Source organism: Streptomyces sp. DG1A-41 (genome assembly GCF_037055355.1).
Taxonomy (GTDB): domain Bacteria; phylum Actinomycetota; class Actinomycetes; order Streptomycetales; family Streptomycetaceae; genus Streptomyces.
The window spans coordinates 3198406-3216542 of record NZ_CP146350.1 but is presented as its reverse complement, the minus strand read 5'-3'; the positions used below and the strand labels follow the sequence as shown (position 1 = coordinate 3216542).

Annotated in this window: 12 protein-coding genes and 1 pseudogene; 11 read left to right on the top strand and 2 right to left on the bottom strand. The window is 70.4% G+C overall.

From position 1 onward, the window contains the following. Positions 1-160 precede the first annotated feature (160 nt). Positions 161-2368, top strand: a complete 2208-nt coding sequence (locus tag V8690_RS14890) for an MMPL family transporter (RefSeq protein WP_338779160.1) — start codon at positions 161-163, stop codon at positions 2366-2368. A 160-nt stretch (positions 2369-2528) separates the two neighbouring features. Here the strand turns inward: V8690_RS14890 and V8690_RS14885 are convergent, their stop codons facing one another. Beyond that, on the bottom strand, positions 2529-2729 hold the full coding sequence (locus V8690_RS14885; protein ID WP_338779158.1) for a MerR family transcriptional regulator: 201 nt from the start codon (positions 2727-2729) through the stop codon (positions 2529-2531). A gap of 484 nt (positions 2730-3213) precedes the next feature. On the opposite strand from V8690_RS14885, the gene iolC reads away from it, so the two are divergent. The 8 genes from iolC (at position 3214) to V8690_RS14845 (ending at position 13755) form a co-directional block, all read left to right on the top strand. Next, positions 3214-4164, top strand: a complete 951-nt coding sequence (gene iolC / locus V8690_RS14880; protein ID WP_338779156.1) for a 5-dehydro-2-deoxygluconokinase — start codon at positions 3214-3216, stop codon at positions 4162-4164. Next, complete coding sequence (locus V8690_RS14875; protein WP_338779154.1) at positions 4161-5042, top strand: deoxyribose-phosphate aldolase; 882 nt, start codon at positions 4161-4163, stop codon at positions 5040-5042. The genes iolC and V8690_RS14875 overlap by 4 nt, the downstream gene beginning before the upstream one ends. A 10-nt stretch (positions 5043-5052) precedes the next feature. Then, entirely contained in the window at positions 5053-5874 is an 822-nt protein-coding gene (gene iolB, locus V8690_RS14870) for a 5-deoxy-glucuronate isomerase (protein ID WP_338779151.1), read from the top strand. Further along, positions 5871-7748: a 3D-(3,5/4)-trihydroxycyclohexane-1,2-dione acylhydrolase (decyclizing) gene (iolD, locus tag V8690_RS14865; RefSeq protein ID WP_338779149.1), complete on the top strand. Its 1878-nt coding sequence runs from the start codon at positions 5871-5873 to the stop codon at positions 7746-7748. The genes iolB and iolD overlap by 4 nt, the downstream gene beginning before the upstream one ends. 14 nt (positions 7749-7762) lie before the next feature. Then, on the top strand, positions 7763-9265 hold the full coding sequence (gene mmsA / locus V8690_RS14860; protein ID WP_338779148.1) for a CoA-acylating methylmalonate-semialdehyde dehydrogenase: 1503 nt from the start codon (positions 7763-7765) through the stop codon (positions 9263-9265). A 231-nt stretch (positions 9266-9496) separates the two neighbouring features. Next, a complete protein-coding gene (locus tag V8690_RS14855) occupies positions 9497-12151 on the top strand; it encodes a CocE/NonD family hydrolase (protein ID WP_338779146.1) in 2655 nt (884 codons plus the stop codon). Further along, on the top strand, positions 12148-13020 hold the full coding sequence (locus V8690_RS14850) for an ABC transporter permease (protein ID WP_338779145.1): 873 nt from the start codon (positions 12148-12150) through the stop codon (positions 13018-13020). The genes V8690_RS14855 and V8690_RS14850 overlap by 4 nt, the downstream gene beginning before the upstream one ends. Positions 13021-13275: 255 nt before the next feature. Further along, positions 13276-13755 carry a hypothetical protein gene (locus V8690_RS14845; RefSeq protein ID WP_338779144.1) on the top strand — a complete coding sequence of 160 codons (480 nt, stop codon included), beginning with the start codon at positions 13276-13278 and terminating at the stop codon, positions 13753-13755. A 148-nt stretch (positions 13756-13903) separates the two neighbouring features. Here V8690_RS14845 and V8690_RS14840 read toward each other — a convergent pair whose 3' ends face one another. Further along, entirely contained in the window at positions 13904-15112 is a 1209-nt protein-coding gene (locus tag V8690_RS14840; RefSeq protein WP_338779142.1) for a S8 family peptidase, read from the bottom strand. A gap of 302 nt (positions 15113-15414) precedes the next feature. Between V8690_RS14840 and V8690_RS14835 the strand changes: the two are divergent. Further along, a pseudogene (locus tag V8690_RS14835) lies at positions 15415-15556 on the top strand (IS5/IS1182 family transposase); the annotation flags it as partial. A gap of 355 nt (positions 15557-15911) precedes the next feature. Continuing rightward, on the top strand, positions 15912-16259 hold the full coding sequence (locus V8690_RS14830) for a hypothetical protein (RefSeq protein WP_338785668.1): 348 nt from the start codon (positions 15912-15914) through the stop codon (positions 16257-16259). Positions 16260-18137 lie beyond the last annotated feature (1878 nt).

The following is an 18137-nucleotide window of genomic DNA, read 5'->3' as shown; positions in this document are numbered from 1 at the left end:
TTATCCCCAGGTCTCAGAACGCGGTTGACAAACGCGAGTGGGCGCTCGCATTCTGGAGTCGGCAGAAATGCGAGCGATCTCTCGTGTTTGCCAGTCTATGGCAGTTCCGTGCTGTCAGGCTGCGCCTGGACACGGGTCACGGTGAAGGGGACACCGCACGATGACCGAAGTCAACACGCCACCGCGCGTCGGACGCTGGACCCGCTTCGTGACCGCCAGGCCCAGACTGTCGCTGCTGGTGGCGCTGGGCCTCACCGCGCTCGCGGTGCTGGCCGGCAGCGGCGTCGCCGACCGGCTCGGCGCCGGCGGCTGGGAGGACCCGGCCGCCGAGTCCACGTACGCGACCAAGGCCCTGGAGCGCGAGTTCCCCGGCTCCCAGCCCAACCTGCTGCTCCTGGTCGACGCGGGCGACGCCTCGGTCGACGACCCGGCCGTCGCCGCCCGGGCCGAGCGTCTCGCCGGGCGACTGGCGCACGAGAAGGGCGTCACCGGCGTCGGCTCCTACTGGCAGTCCGGCACCCCGGCCCTGCGCGCCGAGGACGGCCACGAGGCGCTGATCGCCGCCCGCATCACGGGCGACGAGAAGGCCGCCGGCGAGACCCTGGAGCGCATCGCACCCCACTACCGCGGCGAGCGCGGCCCGGTGGAGGTCACCGTCGGCGGCCCGGTCGCCGTGCGGCACGAGATGCAGACGGTCATCCAGGAGGACCTGACCCGGGCCGAGCTGATCGCCCTGCCGGTGACGCTCGTGCTGCTGGTGATGGTCTTCGGCAGCGCCGTCGCGGCCCTGCTGCCGCTCGGCATCGGCATCGTCGCCATCCTCGGGACGAACGCGATCCTGCGCGGCCTCACCGAACTCACCGACGTCTCCGTGTTCGCGATCAACCTCACCACGGCCCTCGGCCTCGGCCTCGCCGTCGACTACGCGCTGTTCATCGTCCGCCGCTTCCGCGAGGAACTGTCCACCGGCGCCGAGCCCCTGACCGCGATCGGCACGACGCTGCGCACCGCCGGGCGCACGGTGCTGTTCTCCGCTCTCACGGTCGCGGTGTCCCTGGCGGCGATGCTGGTCTTCCCGCAGTACTTCCTGCGGTCCTTCGCCTACGCCGGGATCGCCGTGGTGCTGCTGGCGGCGGCCGCCGCGCTGATCCTGCTCCCGGCGGCGCTGATGCTGCTGGGGCACCGGGTCAACTCCCTGGATCTGCGCCGCGTGTTCCGGCGCGGACAGCGGCCGAAGCCCGCCGAGGAGGAGGGCAGGGCCTGGGCGCGCTCGGCGTCGTTCGTCATGCGCCGCGCCCCGTTCTTCGCCCTGGGCACCACTGCCGTCCTCGTCCTGCTCGGACTGCCCTTCCTGGGCGTCAGGTTCGGCACCGCCGACGACCGCCAGCTGCCCTCGACCTCCGAGTCCCATGTCGTGCAGCAGCACATCCGGGAGGGCTTCCCGGGCAGCCCCGGCGGCGGCCTCGAAGTGCTCGCCGAGGGACGCGCGAGCGAGGCGCAGTACGGCGCCTACAAGGAGCGGATCGCCGCACTGCCCGATGTGCTGCGGGTCGACGGGCCGCTGGTGAAGGGCGACTCGGCGTACTTCACGGTGCTGCCGAAGGGCGAGGCGGTCGACGACCCGGCCCAGCGCCTCGTCGGCGAACTGCGCGAGGTCCGGGCCCCCTTCGACACCAAGGTGACCGGCACGGCCGCCGTCCTGGTCGACTCCAAGGGCGCCATAGGGGAACGCCTGCCGCTCGCGGCCGTCTTCATCACGATCGTCACGCTGCTCCTGGTCTTCCTCCTCACGGGCAGCGTGCTGATCCCGGTCCAGGCGGTCGTGCTCAACGCGCTCAGTCTGACGGCCATGTTCGGCGCGGTCGTCTGGATCTTCCAGGACGGCCATCTCTCGGGCCTGCTCGGCTTCACCAGCCCCGGCTCCGTCGAGACGACCCTCCCGATCCTGATGTTCTGCGTGGCCTTCGGCCTGTCCATGGACTACGGCGTGTTCCTGCTCTCCCGCATCAAGGAGGAGTACGACCACACAGGCGACCACGACCAGGCCGTCCTCCATGGCCTCCAGCGCACCGGCGGGCTGATCACGGCGGCGGCGGTCATCCTGGCCGTGGTCATGATCGCGATCGGCGCGTCCCGGGTCACCAACACCAAGATGCTCGGCCTGGGCATCGCCCTGGCGGTCCTCATGGACGCCATGATCGTCCGCAGCCTGCTGGTCCCCGCGGTCATGCGCCTCACCGGCCGCGCCACCTGGTGGGCCCCGGGCCCCCTGCGCCGCTTCCACGAACGCTTCGGCCTGGGCGAGGCGGGCCCGGAACCGGCCAGAGAAGCGGAACCGGCCAGGGACAGGGTCGGGGCCCGGGGCTGAAGCACAGGCCGGTACGGCACGGGCTGGCGGGTGTCCGCAAAGTCCCGCCTGCCCTGCGACGCCCGGCACGCTCCCCGACGGTCATCGAGCCGTGGCGCTGACCGCCCCGGAGGCACCCGTGCCCCACGCGACGGTGGAGCATGAGGCCGGGCCGGGGAGGTCAGTCGGCTCTTCGGGGGCGGTTGCCGGGCCTGGACGCCACCCAGGCCCGGACCGTGTCGGCGTACCAGTAGGGCTTGCCGCTCTCGACGTGGTCGGGCGGAGGCAGCAGCCCGTGCTTGCGGTAGGACCGCACGGTGTCCGGCTGGACTCGGATGTGTGCCGCGATCTCCTTGTAGGACCAGAGCCTTCGGTCGGTCATGACGTGCACCCTCCCCGCGCGCACCACGGCGGCGACCGGGGACGGCCGTCCCGGGGAGCCGGGCGCTGCGCTGGCGATCAACAAGTCTGTGTCCGGTCAACGACCCTCGGTGATACAGGGCAGGGCCTGTACGCCGGGTGTGACGGAAGGCCCGCGTATACGCGACACGTGTGACGGGAAGGGGGCGTTTGTGACACAGCCGGGGCAAAGACGCGCGCCGCAGCTTCGGCGGGGCGCCTTGACCCGGCACCCGGCACGGGTCCTCAACATGGGGGCGTCCAGTGCGATGCAGTGTCGGCGGCCGGCCACGCGACAGCCGCCTGGAGAGGCGGACCGGCAGCCGGGGCCGAAGACTTGACCAAAAAGGACCAGGGCATGCCGAAAGCGCTGTCATGATCTGGTCCGAATGTCCGGACAAAACATTGACAGGGCTTCGGGAAGAGGACTACAAAGCCGGGGAGAGCCCGACACCGAGGGGAAGCCGATGGCGTACGACCTGATCACCATGGGGCGCATCGGGGTGGATCTGTATCCGCTCCAGACGGGTGTCCCGCTGCCGCAGGTCACGTCCTTCGGCAAGTTCCTCGGCGGCTCGGCCACGAACGTCGCGGTCGCCGCGGCCCGCCTGGGACGGCGGACCGCGGTGATCACCCGCACCGGCGACGACCCCTTCGGCACCTACCTGCACGAGGCACTGAAGAACTTCGGCGTCGACGACCGCTGGGTCACCCCGGTCCCCGGCCTGCCCACCCCGGTCACCTTCTGCGAGGTCTTCCCGCCGGACGACTTCCCGCTGTACTTCTACCGGCAGCCCAAGGCCCCGGACCTGGAGATCGACGCCCACGAGCTCGACCTGGACGCCATTCGCGACGCCCGCGTCTTCTGGGTCACGGGCACGGGCCTGAGCGAGGAACCGAGCCGTACGGCGACCCTCGCGGCCCTCGCCCACCGCGCCAAGTCCGGCACGACGGTCTTCGACCTCGACTGGCGCCCCATGTTCTGGACCGACCCCGACGCGGCCCGCCCCTTCTACCAGGAGGCCCTGCGCCACACCACCGTCGCCGTCGGCAACCTCGACGAGGTCGAGGTCGCCACGGGCGTGCGCGAGCCCCACGCCGCCGCCCGGGCCCTCCTGGACGCCGGTGTCGAGCTGGCCGTCGTCAAGCAGGGCCCCAAGGGCGTCCTCGCCGTCAACCGCGAAGGCGTCACCGCCGAGGTCCCGCCACTGCCCGTGAACGTCCTCAACGGCCTCGGCGCCGGGGACGCCTTCGGCGGCTCCCTCGTCCACGGCCTCCTGGGCGGCTGGGATCTGGAGAAGACCATGCGGCACGCCAATGCCGCCGGCGCCATCGTCGCCTCCCGCCTGGAGTGCTCCTCCGCGATGCCCACTCCGGACGAGATCGAGGCGGCCGTCACCGCGGGGGCCGTCACGTGACCGTCGACGTCTCCGAACTCGTCCACCTCCGCAGCCACCGCCCGGAGGCGATCGCCGAGGCCGCCGCCCGTCGCCCCCGCCGGCCCCTGCTGAACGACCACGGCCGGCTGATGATCGTCGCCGCCGACCACCCGGCCCGCGGCGCCCTCGGCGTCGGTGGCCGCAGCATGGCCATGGCCAACCGCGCCGACCTGCTCGAACGCCTCTGCCTGGCCCTGTCCCGCCCGGGCGTGGACGGCGTCCTCGCCACCGCCGACATCCTCGACGACCTGCTCCTGCTCGGCGCCCTCGACGGCAAGGTCGTCCTGGGCTCGATGAACCGCGGCGGCCTCCAGGGCGCGCGCTTCGAACTCGACGACCGCTTCACCGGCCACCGCCCCGAGGACATCGAGCGCCTCGGCTTCGACGCGGGCAAGCTGCTCCTGCGCATCGACTACGACGACCCGGGTTCCCTGACCACCCTGGAGTCCACCGCCCGCGCCATCGACGACATGGCCGCCCGCCGGCTCCCCGTCTTCGTCGAGCCGTTCATCTCCCGCCGCGACGAGACGGGCCGGCTGCGCAACGACCTGTCCGCCGAGGCCGTCACCCGGTCCATCGCCATCGCCTCGGGCCTGGGCGGCAGTTCCGCCTACACCTGGCTCAAGGTGCCGGTCACCGACAACCCCGACGACATGGCCGAGGTCATGGCCGCCTCCACGCTGCCCGCCGTACTGCTGGGCGGCGAGGTGGGCGACGACCAGGACGGGGCGTACGAGAAGTGGCGCGGCGCCCTCCAACTGCCCACCGTGCGCGGGCTGGTGGTCGGCCGGTCGCTGCTGTACCCGGCGGTCGGCGACGTGGCCGCCGCCGTGGACACCGCCGTAGGACTGCTGTGAGGGCCGCTTCATGACCAGTGAGCTGTACGTCCCCAAGGGCACCACCACCGATGTGAACTACGTCCTGGACATCGACCCCAAGCGGGCCGGCTGGACGCACAGCAGCCTGCGGATCGTGGAGCTCGCACCGGGCGGCACCCACACCTTCACCACCGGGGACAGCGAGTGGATCGTGCTGCCCCTGACGGGCGCGTGCACCGTGCGCGTCGAGGACGAAGAGTTCCCTCTCTCGGGCAGGGAGAACGTGTTCGCGTCGGTCACCGACTTCGCGTACGCGCCCCGTGACGCCCGGGCCCAGATCGCCTCCGGCGCGGGAGGCCGCTTTGCTTTGGCAGGAGCGAAGTGCGAGCGACAACTCCCCGCCCGCTACGGCCCCGCGCCGGAGGTCCCCGTCGAACAGCGCGGCAGCGGCACCTGCGCACGCCACGTGCGCAACTTCGCCTCCGCCGACGCCTTCGACTGCGACAAGCTCATCGCCGTCGAGGTGATCACCCCGGGCGGCAACTGGTCCTCGTACCCGCCGCACAAGCACGACGAGCACCGGCCCGGCGAGGAGTCGGAGCTGGAGGAGATCTACTACTTCGAGATCGACGGCCCGAACGGTTTCGGCTACCAGCGCGTATTCCCCTCGCGTGAGGGCGGATCCGACGTCCTCACGGAGGTCCGCTCCGGCGACGCCGTCCTCGTCCCCGACGGATGGCACGGCCCGTCCATCGCCCAGCCCGGCCACGACATGTACTACCTCAACGTCATGGCGGGACCGGGCGAGACACGGGAGTGGCGGATCTGCTTCCACCCGGACCATGTAACAGGCACAGGGGGTTACCGATGACGACCCGGCTGACCGTCGCGCAAGCGCTGGTCCGTTTCCTCGCCGCCCAGTACACCGAACGCGACGGCGTACGCCAGCGGCTCATCGGCGCCACCTGGGGCATCTTCGGCCACGGCAACGTCGCCGGCATCGGCCAGGCGCTCCTGGAGCACACCGACGCGATGCCGTACCACCAGGGGCGCAACGAACAGGCCATGGTGCACGCCGCGGTCGGTTACGCGCGCCAGTCGGGCCGCCTGTCCACGCACGCGGTCACGACCTCCATCGGCCCGGGCGCCACCAACCTCGTCACCGGCGCCGCCCTGGCGACCATCAACCATCTGCCGGTGCTGCTCCTGCCCGGCGACATCTTCGCCACCCGCCCCGCCGACCCGGTCCTCCAGCAGCTCGAAGCGCCGTACGCGGGCGACGTGTCGGTCAACGACTGCCTGCGCCCGGTGTCGAAGTACTTCGACCGGATCACACGGCCGGAGGCCCTGATCCCGTCGGCGCTGAACGCGATGCGCGTGCTCACCGACCCCGTCGAGACCGGCGCAGTCACCCTCGCCCTGCCTCAGGACGTACAGGCCGAGGCGTACGACTGGCCCGACGACTTCTTCGCCGAGCGCACCTGGACCGTACGGCGTCCCGGCGCCGACCCGACGGAACTCGCCGAGGCGGTACGGATCATCCGCGCGGCGCAGAGGCCCCTGGTCGTCGCCGGCGGCGGCGTCCACCACAGTCGCGCCGAAGAGGCGCTCGCCGAGTTCGCCGAGACCACCGGCATCCCGGTCGCCTCCACCCAGGCCGGCAAGGGCTCCCTGCGCCACGACCACCCCCAGGACGTCGGCGGCATCGGCCACACCGGCACGGCCACCGCGGACGAACTCGCCCGCACCGCCGACCTGGTGATCGGCGTCGGCACCCGCTACACCGACTTCACCACCGCCTCCGGCACGCTCTTCTCGAACCCGGACGTCCGGTTCCTCAACCTGAACATCGCCTCCTTCGACGGCCACAAGCTCGCCGGGCAGCCCCTGATCGCGGACGCCCGCACCGGCCTGGAGGAGCTGACCGAGCGGCTGGAGATGCACGGCCACCGGGTCGCGTCGTCGTACGCCACCGAGTACACCGAGGACAAGGAGCGCTGGGAACAGCGCGTCGACGCCTGCTACGAGGTGGACGAGCCGGACACCCGCCCGACCCAGCCGCAGGTCCTCGGCGTCCTGGACGCCCTGGTCGACGAGTCGGACATCCTCATCAACGCGGCCGGATCCCTCCCCGGCGACCTGCACAAACTGTGGCGGACCCGCTCGTACGACCAGTACCACGTGGAGTACGGCTACTCCTGCATGGGCTACGAGATCCCGGCCGCGATCGGCGTGAAGATGGCCGCCCCCGACCGGCCCGTGTGGGCGCTGGTCGGCGACGGCACCTACCTGATGATGCCGACGGAGATCGTGACGGCCGTGCAGGAGGGCGTCGCGATCAAGGTGCTGATCATCCAGAACCACGGCTACGCGTCCATCGGCGGGCTGTCCGAGTCGGTCGGCGGCGAGCGGTTCGGCACCGCCTACCGCTTCCCGTCCGAGAACGGCACCTACACGGGGCCGCCGCTGCCGGTGGACCTCGCCGCCAACGCGGCCAGCCTCGGCCTGCGCGTCCTGCGCGCGAAGTCCGTACGGGACCTGCGGGAGGCCCTCGCCGAGGCCCGGGCGGCCGACACTCCCACATGTGTCTACGTGGAGACCCAAACGGCAGACACAGTGTCGGGCGCGCCTCCCGCGCAGGCCTGGTGGGATGTACCCGTGGCCGAGACCGCGACACGGCCGTCCGCGGTCAAGGCACGTGAGCTGTACGAACGGCACGTCTCCACCCGACGCCGCCATCTGTGAAGGAGTTCCCGGCCATGACGAAGATCGTCAACCACTGGATCGGCGGCAAGACCGTCGAAGGCGCCTCGGGCACGCACGGGCCGGTGACCGATCCGGCGACCGGCGAGGTGACGACGAAGGTCGCGTTCGCCTCGGTCGACGAGGTGGACGCGGCGGTCGCCGCCGCCAAGGAGGCCTTCGCCACCTGGGGCCAGTCCTCGCTGGCCCAGCGGACCTCGATCCTGTTCAAGTTCCGGGCGCTGCTGGACGCGCACCGCGACGAGATCGCCGAGCTGATCACCGCCGAGCACGGCAAGGTGCACAGCGACGCGCTCGGTGAGGTGGCGCGCGGCCTGGAGATCGTCGACCTGGCCTGCGGCATCAGCGTCCAGCTGAAGGGCGAGCTGTCCACGCAGGTGGCGAGCCGCGTGGACGTGTCCTCGATCCGCCAGCCGCTCGGTGTCGTCGCGGGCATCACGCCGTTCAACTTCCCGGCGATGGTGCCGATGTGGATGTTCCCCCTCGCCATCGCGTGCGGCAACACGTTCGTGCTGAAGCCGTCCGAGAAGGACCCGTCGGCGTCGATCAAGCTCGCCGAGCTGCTCGCCGAGGCCGGCCTGCCGGACGGCGTCTTCAACGTCGTCCACGGCGACAAGGTGGCCGTCGACCGCCTGCTGGAGCACCCGGACGTCAAGGCGGTGTCGTTCGTCGGCTCGACCCCGATCGCCCGCTACATCCACAGCACCGCCTCCGCCAACGGCAAGCGCGTCCAGGCGCTCGGCGGCGCCAAGAACCACATGCTGGTCCTCCCGGACGCCGACCTCGACGCTGCGGCCGACGCCGCGGTGTCCGCCGCCTACGGCTCGGCGGGCGAGCGCTGCATGGCCATCTCGGCGGTCGTCGCGGTCGGCGCGATCGGCGACGAACTGGTGGAGAAGATCCGCGAGCGCGCCGAGAAGATCAAGATCGGCCCCGGCAACGACCCGGCCTCCGAGATGGGCCCGCTGATCACCAAGGTCCACCGCGACAAGGTGGCCTCCTATGTCGAGGGCGCGGCGGCCGAGGGCGCAGAGGTGGTTCTCGACGGCACCGGGTACACCGTCGACGGCTTCGAGAACGGCCACTGGATCGGCATCTCGCTGCTCGACAAGGTGCCCACGAGCGCGAAGGCCTACCAGGACGAGATCTTCGGCCCGGTGCTCTGCGTGCTGCGCACGGAGACCTACGAGGAGGCCCTGGACCTGATCAACGCCTCGCCGTTCGGCAACGGCACCGCGATCTTCACCCGGGACGGCGGCGCGGCCCGCCGCTTCCAGCTGGAGGTCGAGGCCGGCATGGTCGGCGTGAACGTCCCGATCCCGGTCCCCGTGGGCTACCACTCCTTCGGCGGCTGGAAGGACTCGCTCTTCGGCGACCACCACATCTACGGCAACGACGGCACGCACTTCTACACCCGAGGCAAGGTCGTCACCACCCGCTGGCCGGACCCGGCCGACGTCCCGGCGGGCGTGGACCTGGGCTTCCCGCGCAACCACTGAGGACCCAGCGCCAGCTTTGCTGGGGGCGGGGCTGTATCGATATGCGGCTCCGCCGCGTGGGCGGTGAACAACCACAGCGAAGCCCGCACCCGGCCGATCACAACACCACCCGGGTTCGAGGCCGTACACCACCCGCAGTACGCCGAAAACGCCGTGTACACCCCTGGAAGGCCTTGCACTTCGGTCTCCGGTCGACAACTCATCGACAGGTTCACCCCGTACCGTTGACGCATGGATCTTCGACTGCCCGGACTGCGCGGGCTGCTTCGGAGGCCCCGGAGGCTGTTCGCCGCCGGGGCCGCCGTCGTCGTGCTCGCAGGCGCGGGGACGTGGACGGCCGTCGCGTCCGACGAGGTGCCCCCGGTCGACCGCGCCGACCGGGTCCTGGACACGGGGAACGGGGTGCGGATCGACACCTCGTACTTCACCTCCGGCGGAGCCGGCCGCCGCCCCGCCGTCCTGCTCGGCCACGGCTTCGGCGGCAGCAAGAACGACGTACGGCAGCAGGCCGAGGATCTCGCCAGAGACGGCTACGCGGTCCTGACCTGGTCGGCGCGCGGCTTCGGCAAGTCCAACGGGAAGATCGGCTTGAACGACCCGAAGGGCGAGGTCGCCGACGTCTCGAAGCTCATCGACTGGCTGGCGAAGCAGCCCCAGGTCGAACTCGACAAGCCCGGCGACCCCCGCGTGGGCATGGCCGGCGGCTCCTACGGCGGCGCGATCGCCCTGCTCACGGCGGGACACGACGCCCGGGTGGACGCCATCGCCCCGGCCATCACGTACTGGAACCTCTCCGACGCGCTGTTCCCGAACGGCGTGTTCAAGAAGCTGTGGGCCGGCATCTTCGTCAACTCCGGCGGCGGCTGCGAGCGGTTCGAGCCCGTGCTGTGCCGGATGTACGAGCGGGTCGCCGAGTCGGGCAAGCCGGACGCCGAGGCACGCAAGATGCTCGACGAGCGTTCGCCCTCCGCGGTCGGCAAGAACATCAAGGTGCCGACGCTGCTGATGCAGGGCCAGTCCGACTCCCTCTTTCCGTTGGGCCAGGCCGACCAGGCCGCGAAGGCGATCCGTGCCAACGGCGCCCTCGTCGACGTCGACTGGATCGCCGGCGGCCACGACGGCGGCGACATGGAGACGAGCCGCGTCCAGGGCCGCGTGCAGAGCTGGTTCGACCGCTACCTGAAGGACGACAAGGGCGTCGACACCGGCCCCGCCTTCCGCGTCACCCGCACCCTCGGCCTCGGCTCCGGCGACGGCGAGCCCCGGCTGACCGGCGTGACCTCGGACCGCTACCCCGGCCTGGAGAGCAAGCAGCGCTCCATCGCCCTGGCCGGCCGCGAGCAGAGCTTCGACAACCCGCCCGGCGCCAGCCCGCCCGGCGTCTCCGCCCTGCCCGGCCTCGGCGGCGCGGGCGGCCTCAGCCAGCTGTCCTCGCTCGGTGTCGGGGTCTCCCTCGACTTCCCCGGCCAGTTCGCCGCGTTCGAGTCGGCCCCGTTCCGGGACGACGTCCAGATCACCGGCTCCCCGACGGCCACGGTCCACGTGAAGTCCACCAGCGACGACGCCGTGCTCTTCGCCAAGGTCTACGACGTCGGCCCCGGCCGCACCCAGCCGGTACTGCCCTCCCAGCTGGTCACGCCCGTCAGGGTCGAGGACGCCAAGGCCGGCAAGGACGTCACCCTCACCCTCCCGGCGATCGACCACGAGGTCGACGACGGCCACCGGCTGCGCCTGGTCCTCGCCTCGACGGACCTCGGCTACGCCTCCCCGGCGACCCCGGCCACGTACACCGTCTCCCTCAAGGGCGACCTCAAGGTCCCGTCGGCGCTCGGCGAGAGCAACGCACAGGGCCCGCTGCCCGCCTGGGTGTGGTGGATGCCGCTCGCCGGTGCCGCGATCGCCCTGGCGCTGATCATCACCGGACGCCGCCGCACGGCGGCCCCCGCCCCGCCGGACCCCGAGCTGGCCGAAGTGCCCCTCCAGATCACGGACCTGACCAAGCGGTACGCCAAGTCCTCCGACCGGTACGCCGTCAAGGACCTGTCCTTCCGCGTGGAGAAGGGCCAGGTCCTCGGCCTGCTCGGCCCGAACGGCGCCGGCAAGACCACGACCCTGCGCATGCTGATGGGCCTGATCAAGCCGGACGGCGGCGAGATCCGCGTCTTCGGCCACGCCATCAGCCCGGGCGCCCCGGTCCTCTCCCGGGTCGGCGCGTTCGTCGAGGGCGCGGGCTTCCTGCCGCACCTGTCCGGCCGCGAGAACCTGGACCTGTACTGGCGCGCCACCGGCCGCCCGGCCGAAGACGCCCACTTGGAGGAGGCCCTGGAGATCGCGGGCCTCGGCGACGCGCTCGCCCGTGCGGTACGCACCTACTCCCAGGGCATGCGCCAGCGCCTCGCCATCGCCCAGGCCATGCTCGGCCTGCCGGACCTGCTCATCCTCGACGAACCGACCAACGGCCTCGACCCGCCCCAGATCCGCGAGATGCGCGAGGTGATGATCCGCTACGCCGCCGCGGGGCGCACGGTCATCGTCTCCAGCCACCTCCTCGCGGAGGTCGAGCAGACCTGCACCCACCTGGTCGTGATGGACCACGGACAGCTCGTCCAGGCGGGCCCGGTCGAGGACATCGTCGGCTCGGGCGACACCCTCCTGGTGGGCACAGCCACGCCCGTGGAGGAGCCCGTCGTCGAGAAGGTCGCCGCCCTGCCGGGCGTCGCCTCGGCCGTGCCCGTCGACGAGGGCCTCCTGGTCCAGCTCGACGCCGACGGCACCCCGCAGCGCCTGGTCGCCGAACTCGTGCGGCTGGACGTGCCCGTGCGGTCGGTCGGCCCGCACCGCCGCCTGGAGGACGCCTTCCTCACCCTGATCGGAGCCGAAGCATGAGCAAGCTCGCCGACCGGGCCGAGCCCGTCGAGGTCGCCGAGGGCTACCGCGCGGGCCGCACCCTGCCCTTCCGCGTCGAGCTGGTCCGGCAGCTGAAGCGGCGCCGCACGATGGTCATGGGCGGTGTCCTGGTCGCCCTGCCGATCATCCTGCTCATCGCCTTCCAGGTCGGCGGCGACCCGGGCGGCAACAACAACCGCGTGAACCTCATGGACACGGCGACGGCCTCCGGAGCCAACTTCGCCGCCGTCAACCTCTTCTCCGGCGCCGGCTTCCTGCTCGTCATCCCCGTCGCCCTGTTCTGCGGCGACACGGTGGCCTCGGAGGCCAGCTGGTCGTCCCTGCGCTATCTGCTCGCGGCGCCCGTGCCCCGGGCCCGGCTGCTGTGGTCCAAGCTCGCCGTCGGGCTCACTCTGAGCCTGGCCGCGCTGGTGCTGCTCCCGATCGTCGCCCTCGTCGTCGGCACGGCCGCCTACGGCTGGGGCCCGCTCCAGCTGCCCACCGGCGGCACCCTGCCCACCGGCACCGCGGCCCAGCGCCTGCTGATCGTCGTCGTGTACATCATGGTGTCCCAACTGGTCACCGCGGCCCTCGCGTTCTGGCTGTCGACGCGGACGGACGCACCGCTCGGCGCGGTCGGCGGCGCGGTGTTCCTCACCATCATCGGCAGCGTCCTCGACGAGGTGACGGCCCTCGGCGACTGGCGGCACTTCCTGCCCGCGCACTGGCAGTACGCCTGGCTCGACGCGGTCCAGCCGCAGTTGCAGTGGACGGACATGATCCAGGGCACGTCGATTTCCGTAACGTACGCGCTCGTGCTGTTCGCCCTGGCCTTCCGCGGTTTCGCCCGCAAGGACGTGGTGTCCTAGGCCAACGGGCGCGGCGCGGGCGTCAGGACCGGTACGCCACCGCCGTCGAGGCTGCGCGAAGGCGCCGTTTTCTGGGCCGCTCCGAGGGAACGCCTGTTTGGGGGTCGAACATTTTGAACGCATTCGCCATGGTTCGCCACCCCTTCCGTGGAACAGAGAGATCCATCAGCATGAACAGGCCGGGTCCGACCAGCCTGGCGGTGAGGGGGAGATCGCCGTCCTGCCCGCACGGGCGAACGGATCCGGAGGGACACCATGCGAACAGCCAGAGAGCAGGCCGTGGAATGGCTCGCCGCCGCCGCGACCGATCCCCGCGACTGCAAGCGGCAGTGGCGGGGAGAAACAGGGATCGCCGTGCTGGCCTGCGGACGGTTCTGGGACGTGCTGAGTGTGCCCGAGGAACTGGGAGTGCTGGCCCTGGGTGCCCTGCTGCGCACACCACAGGCCCCCGGTCCCGTACTGACGGACACCGCCTCGCGCAGAGTGGGCTTCTTCCTGCCGCCGGACCCGATAGGCCGCTGGGTCGGTTCGAGTGTCCGGTACCTGGGAAAAGGCGCATGGGTCACAGTGCCCGCCCCGCACCTGGCCGGAGGAGGCCTCCGCTGGCTGGTCCCGCCCGACGGCACGGGGACGCTGTTCCGCCCCGCCGCCGTGGAACTGGCTCTCGAGTACGCCCTCGGTACCCTCGCAGCGCAGGCCACCGCGCGGCGGCGGTGTCCGACGTGTGGGCCCTGACCGGGGGAACCCGCAGTCGCGGAATCGGTGTTGTGCCGGCCGATGTTCGCTCGCAGACGGTGTTGGTGGAGTTGAAGACGGCCAGCAACGAACCGTCCTGCTGGGATCACTGACCGCCTCCGACCGCTGACCCCTTCGAATCGATCATCTAGGGTACGAGTCTGAGGAGCCTGTTGGGTGAACCGGGCCCGATGTTTCTCAGCACTCCGGTCGTGGCCCCGTTGACGAGAGCGCTGCGTACGGTCGCCGGACCGGCGGTGGGGTGCGAGGTGAGGTAGACGGCCGCGGCTCCCGCGACATGGGGGGCCGCCATCGAGGTGCCGGAGAGCGTGGCCGCCGCCGTGTCGCTGGTGTGCCAGCCGGCGGTGATCGACGAGCCGGGGGCGAACATATCGAGCACGAAACCGTAGTTGGAGAAACTGGATCTGAAGTCAACCGAGGTGCTGGCTCCCACGGTGAGGGCAGCACCCACCCGGGCGGGTGAGAAGTAGGCGGCATTCCTGTTGGAGTTGCCGGCGGCCACCGCATAGGTGACACCGGAGGCGATGGAGTTCCTCACCGCGGTGTCGAGTGCCGTGCTGGCGCCGGCGCCCAGCGACATGTTGGCGACCGCTGGCCGGACGCGGCGCGAGGTGACCCAGTCGACGCCCGCGATGACGTTGGAGAGGGTGCCGACCCCGCTGTTGTTCAGCACCCGTACGGACACGATCCTGGTGAGTTTCGCCACGCCGTACGTCTTGCCGGCGACCGTGGTGGCGACGTGCGTTCCGTGACCGTTGCCGTCGGAGGCGGTGTAGTCACGGTCGACAAAGTCGTAGCCGTGTCTTGCGCGCCCGGCGAACTCCGTGTGAGTGATGCGCACTCCCGTGTCGATCACGTACACGGTCGCGGAACGCCCCGCCGTATCCGGATAGGTATACGTCAGGTCGCGCGGAAGTCGGGCCTGGTCGATCCGGTCCAGGCCCCACGGCGGGTTGATCTGGGTCGCGTCGAGGCGGACCTTCTTGTCCTGCTCGACGAACTCGACGGCCGGGTCCTCCGCCAAACTCCTCGCTCCGGAGGCGCCGACCCGGATGGCGTAGCCATTGAGCGCAGCGTCGTAGGTCTGATCCACCGTGGCGCCGTACTTGGCTGCGAACAGTTCGCCTTCCGCCGATTTCGCCCTGAACCCGGCGGAGTCCTTCAGCACGACGATGTAGCTGTCGTCGACGGAGTCGGCGGAACCCTCGTCCAGAACCCTTCCGTCGGCCGGATTGGCATTGGCGGGCAGGGCGGTACCGCACCCGATGGCGGCGGCCGCGACCGCCGCGGCGATCGCCGCGACGATCCGCCGCCGGGCGGTGAACATCTCTCGCATCCTGAAGAGCCTTCCTCGGGGGAGCCGTGACGCTGCTCGCTGAAACTGTCGATCATAGGATGACCAGACGATTCATCATGGAAATGCATCATCAGTACTTTTCACCCTGAATAGTCACAACAGCCACGTATGGGTGAATTCTGTGCTGGAGCGTCTCGAGGGCCGGTCCGTGGCTGGCCGGCTGAGCGCGCGAAGCCCATCGGTCTGGCGGTGGTGACCGCGGGTTGGACCGCGCAAGCGCGCGAGGCCCAGTGGTTCCCTAGGGGAACGCTGTGCGGCGACACCTACTTGATGGGAACACCAAGGCCTTCGTCACCTTGGACGGTGCCCTGCTGCCCGTCGACCGGGTCGCCGCAGACCGGCCGTACTGCTCCGAGAGGAAGCGACGTCACGGCATGGACGTCCGAACCTCACCGGACGTTCGGACGGCTGCTGTGGCTCTCGCGGCCGTCGCCTCAAGCGGTGGCAGCAACGGCAGAACGCCACCTATGCCACCTGGTCTCCGACACCACGTGTGTGCCGAGGTCCAGATGGCCACGAGGTGACGGCGGCGTGCGCGGCCGAAATCGACGCAGTCTACGGGAGCCGACGCTCCCGTACAGGCAGGTACCGGGGGCACGAACATCGGTCCACCCGAGTGGCGTATCCGGTCATCCGCTGGAACGCGCCATGTTGCGGGGATCGTGCGAACCGTGGTCACATCTACCCCAAATGGCGCTTAAGGGAAATTTATTGGCGCCGCGATCGAGAGGCCGACCGCCTAAGGCGCGGTCGGCCCGATTGACACCCAGGAGAACCAATGCCTCATCGCATGCTCCGTTCGGCGGCCACCGTGCTGCTGGCTTCCACACCGCTCGTCGCCGCCGCGCCCGCGCAGGCCGCTGCCCAGCAGCCCTTCCCCTGCGGCGTCAGCCTCAACACGGTCAGCAACAAGGTGATCACTTCGGTCAGAGTCGGTGTTACCTGCGAGCAGGAGCGGACTGTCAGTGTGCACATCGCCGATGGCGACGGCACCGTGCTCGCGAGCGTTGAGAAGACCGTTGAGGCCGGTGTCGAAGAGACCTTCACCGTCACCTTGCCCAAAACCCCGGAGGTCTGCGCCACGCTGAAGACCGACGGTGCGAGCACCCAGATCGGCAACTGCTGACGGCACTTGCTCGTCGGCAGCAGTCTGACGGATACGGTCGCCGCCCATTCCTTGATCCGCAGGGTCCGGGTGGACGGCGGCCACCGCCGACAGGTCGTCGGGCATGCCCCGGCATCGGTATGGACCTGGAAGCGGAGATGAACTCCGCGCGTTCCACAAGGCCATCAGTGACGAAGCCGCCCGTGCCCATGATGGGAAGTGGACGCATCACCGGCTTCGCCACCTGCTTACAGTCGCTGACCACTTCAGACCAGCATCCCGTCCCGCACTCCCGTCCCGCAGTTGCCGCAGCACTCTCCGGCTCCCCGGACCAGCACCCCGCAGTTGAGGACGAAGACCTCGCGCGTAGCCCGCGAGGAGGTGGATGCCCGGCGTCATCTTGGCCGGGGCTCGCTCAGCACCCTGTGGACGTGCCGGGTTGTGGGAGTAGGGCATGTCGGTCCGAAGAGGTACGAGTAGCGACAACACGGCGCCGTCTCAGCTCTCCACGATCAGCCGACTCGCAGCCGTACGCGCCGTAGGGGGTGTGCCAATTCAACGGCTGATCTGGTTGTTGAGGTTCCGTTGATGGCCGTCTCATGACAGGCCACTGCTCGTCCTACCGGGCGGCGATCTTCTCCTCGTCGCGTTCGGTGGCCCTGCGGGACGAGACCCGCACGCTTCAGCCGATGCGGTGCAGCAGCTCCAGCCCCGCCAGGGCGTACTCGACGACGAACCGGTGGCGCACGACCTCGGCGATCCGCCAAAGTCCAGCACTGGTCGCCAGGCGATGGCGGACGGGCCGACATCGACACGGCTAACAGCATCGGTGCTTGACCCGCACCGAGCTTGCAGCGGGTACCGCCGGGGCCTTGGAGGTCAGAGTCGGGCCACCTCGTCCCGCCGCACGGCGCAGCCACGACAGCCGTCACGGACCCAAGTAACCTGCGTCCTCAAAGATCTCTAGCGGCCCTCCTGCATGACCGCGAAGAGCCGCTGCTGGGCACTCGAAGGAATCGGCAGCTACGGCGCCGTCCCCGCCGCCCTTCTTGAGGACGCTGGTGAACGCGGCGTCGGGGTCTGCGGCCCAAGCGCCCGCCGGTCCGTGCGGGCCGCAAGTCGGACACGCTCGAGCCATCCGCGCGGCGAGTGAGGCCCTGGCCGCCGAGCACGTCATCCAGCCCTGAAGCCGCGGAGAACGCGAGGCGCTGCGCGTGCTGTTATCCGCGCCTGGATGACTTCCATGCCGAACTGCGTTGCCTCGGCGGACCGCAGCAGGTCATGCGCTGCGCGGTGCCGGCCCCACGGCACCGCCCCGCGTCGTCCGGCGAGCACCGCGTGACTATCCGCGCTCTGCGTTCTACTGCCCAGCGTATCCGCCACCTCCAGGCCGAGGCCGACGAGTTGGAGAACAAACTCCTCCAGCTCATCCGCAACTGACCGCCGAGCTCTTGGGCTTGCTCGGCGTCGGGCGAACGCTGCAGCGCAGAGTACTCAGTTGGCCGCTTTTCTGGGCCGACTCCGCCCCGAGGCAGCCTTCGCCCTGCACCGGGGGCGGGCGGCGACCGCCGGCTGAACCGAGGGCGCACGATCACTCTGATCAGGATGCTCGCTCCTGCCATGAAGACATACATCGCCCGCCATCTCAGCGAGGGCAAGGGCCCCGTGCCGCGCAGCAATGTCTCAAGGGCAACATCTGCCGCCAGACGATGAGGATTGCCGAACGAAGGAATCCAGCCTGACTGCAAGAGCTTCCTCAGGCGGCTTGACACGACATGACAGCCTCGGGGGCTTCCAACTGGCCTTGTCGGTGGAGTGGTTGGCCTGGCCGGAGTACCACAGTCGCAGCTCGAGGCACCTCGGCCCGACGCCGGGACCACGACCGAATGATCCCCATCG

Excerpts from the sequence above, each read along its gene's own strand:
- V8690_RS14885 (WP_338779158.1), bottom strand. The coding sequence starts at position 2,729 with ATGACCGACCGAAGGCTCTGGTCCTACAAGGAGATCGCGGCACACATC.
- V8690_RS14845 (WP_338779144.1), top strand. The coding sequence starts at position 13,276 with ATGCGAACAGCCAGAGAGCAGGCCGTGGAATGGCTCGCCGCCGCCGCG.
- V8690_RS14890 (WP_338779160.1), top strand. The coding sequence starts at position 161 with ATGACCGAAGTCAACACGCCACCGCGCGTCGGACGCTGGACCCGCTTC.
- iolD (WP_338779149.1), top strand. The coding sequence starts at position 5,871 with ATGACGACCCGGCTGACCGTCGCGCAAGCGCTGGTCCGTTTCCTCGCC.
- V8690_RS14855 (WP_338779146.1), top strand. The coding sequence starts at position 9,497 with ATGGATCTTCGACTGCCCGGACTGCGCGGGCTGCTTCGGAGGCCCCGG.
- V8690_RS14830 (WP_338785668.1), top strand. The coding sequence starts at position 15,912 with ATGCCTCATCGCATGCTCCGTTCGGCGGCCACCGTGCTGCTGGCTTCC.
- iolC (WP_338779156.1), top strand. The coding sequence starts at position 3,214 with ATGGCGTACGACCTGATCACCATGGGGCGCATCGGGGTGGATCTGTAT.
- V8690_RS14840 (WP_338779142.1), bottom strand. The coding sequence starts at position 15,112 with ATGCGAGAGATGTTCACCGCCCGGCGGCGGATCGTCGCGGCGATCGCC.
- V8690_RS14850 (WP_338779145.1), top strand. The coding sequence starts at position 12,148 with ATGAGCAAGCTCGCCGACCGGGCCGAGCCCGTCGAGGTCGCCGAGGGC.
- mmsA (WP_338779148.1), top strand. The coding sequence starts at position 7,763 with ATGACGAAGATCGTCAACCACTGGATCGGCGGCAAGACCGTCGAAGGC.
- iolB (WP_338779151.1), top strand. The coding sequence starts at position 5,053 with ATGACCAGTGAGCTGTACGTCCCCAAGGGCACCACCACCGATGTGAAC.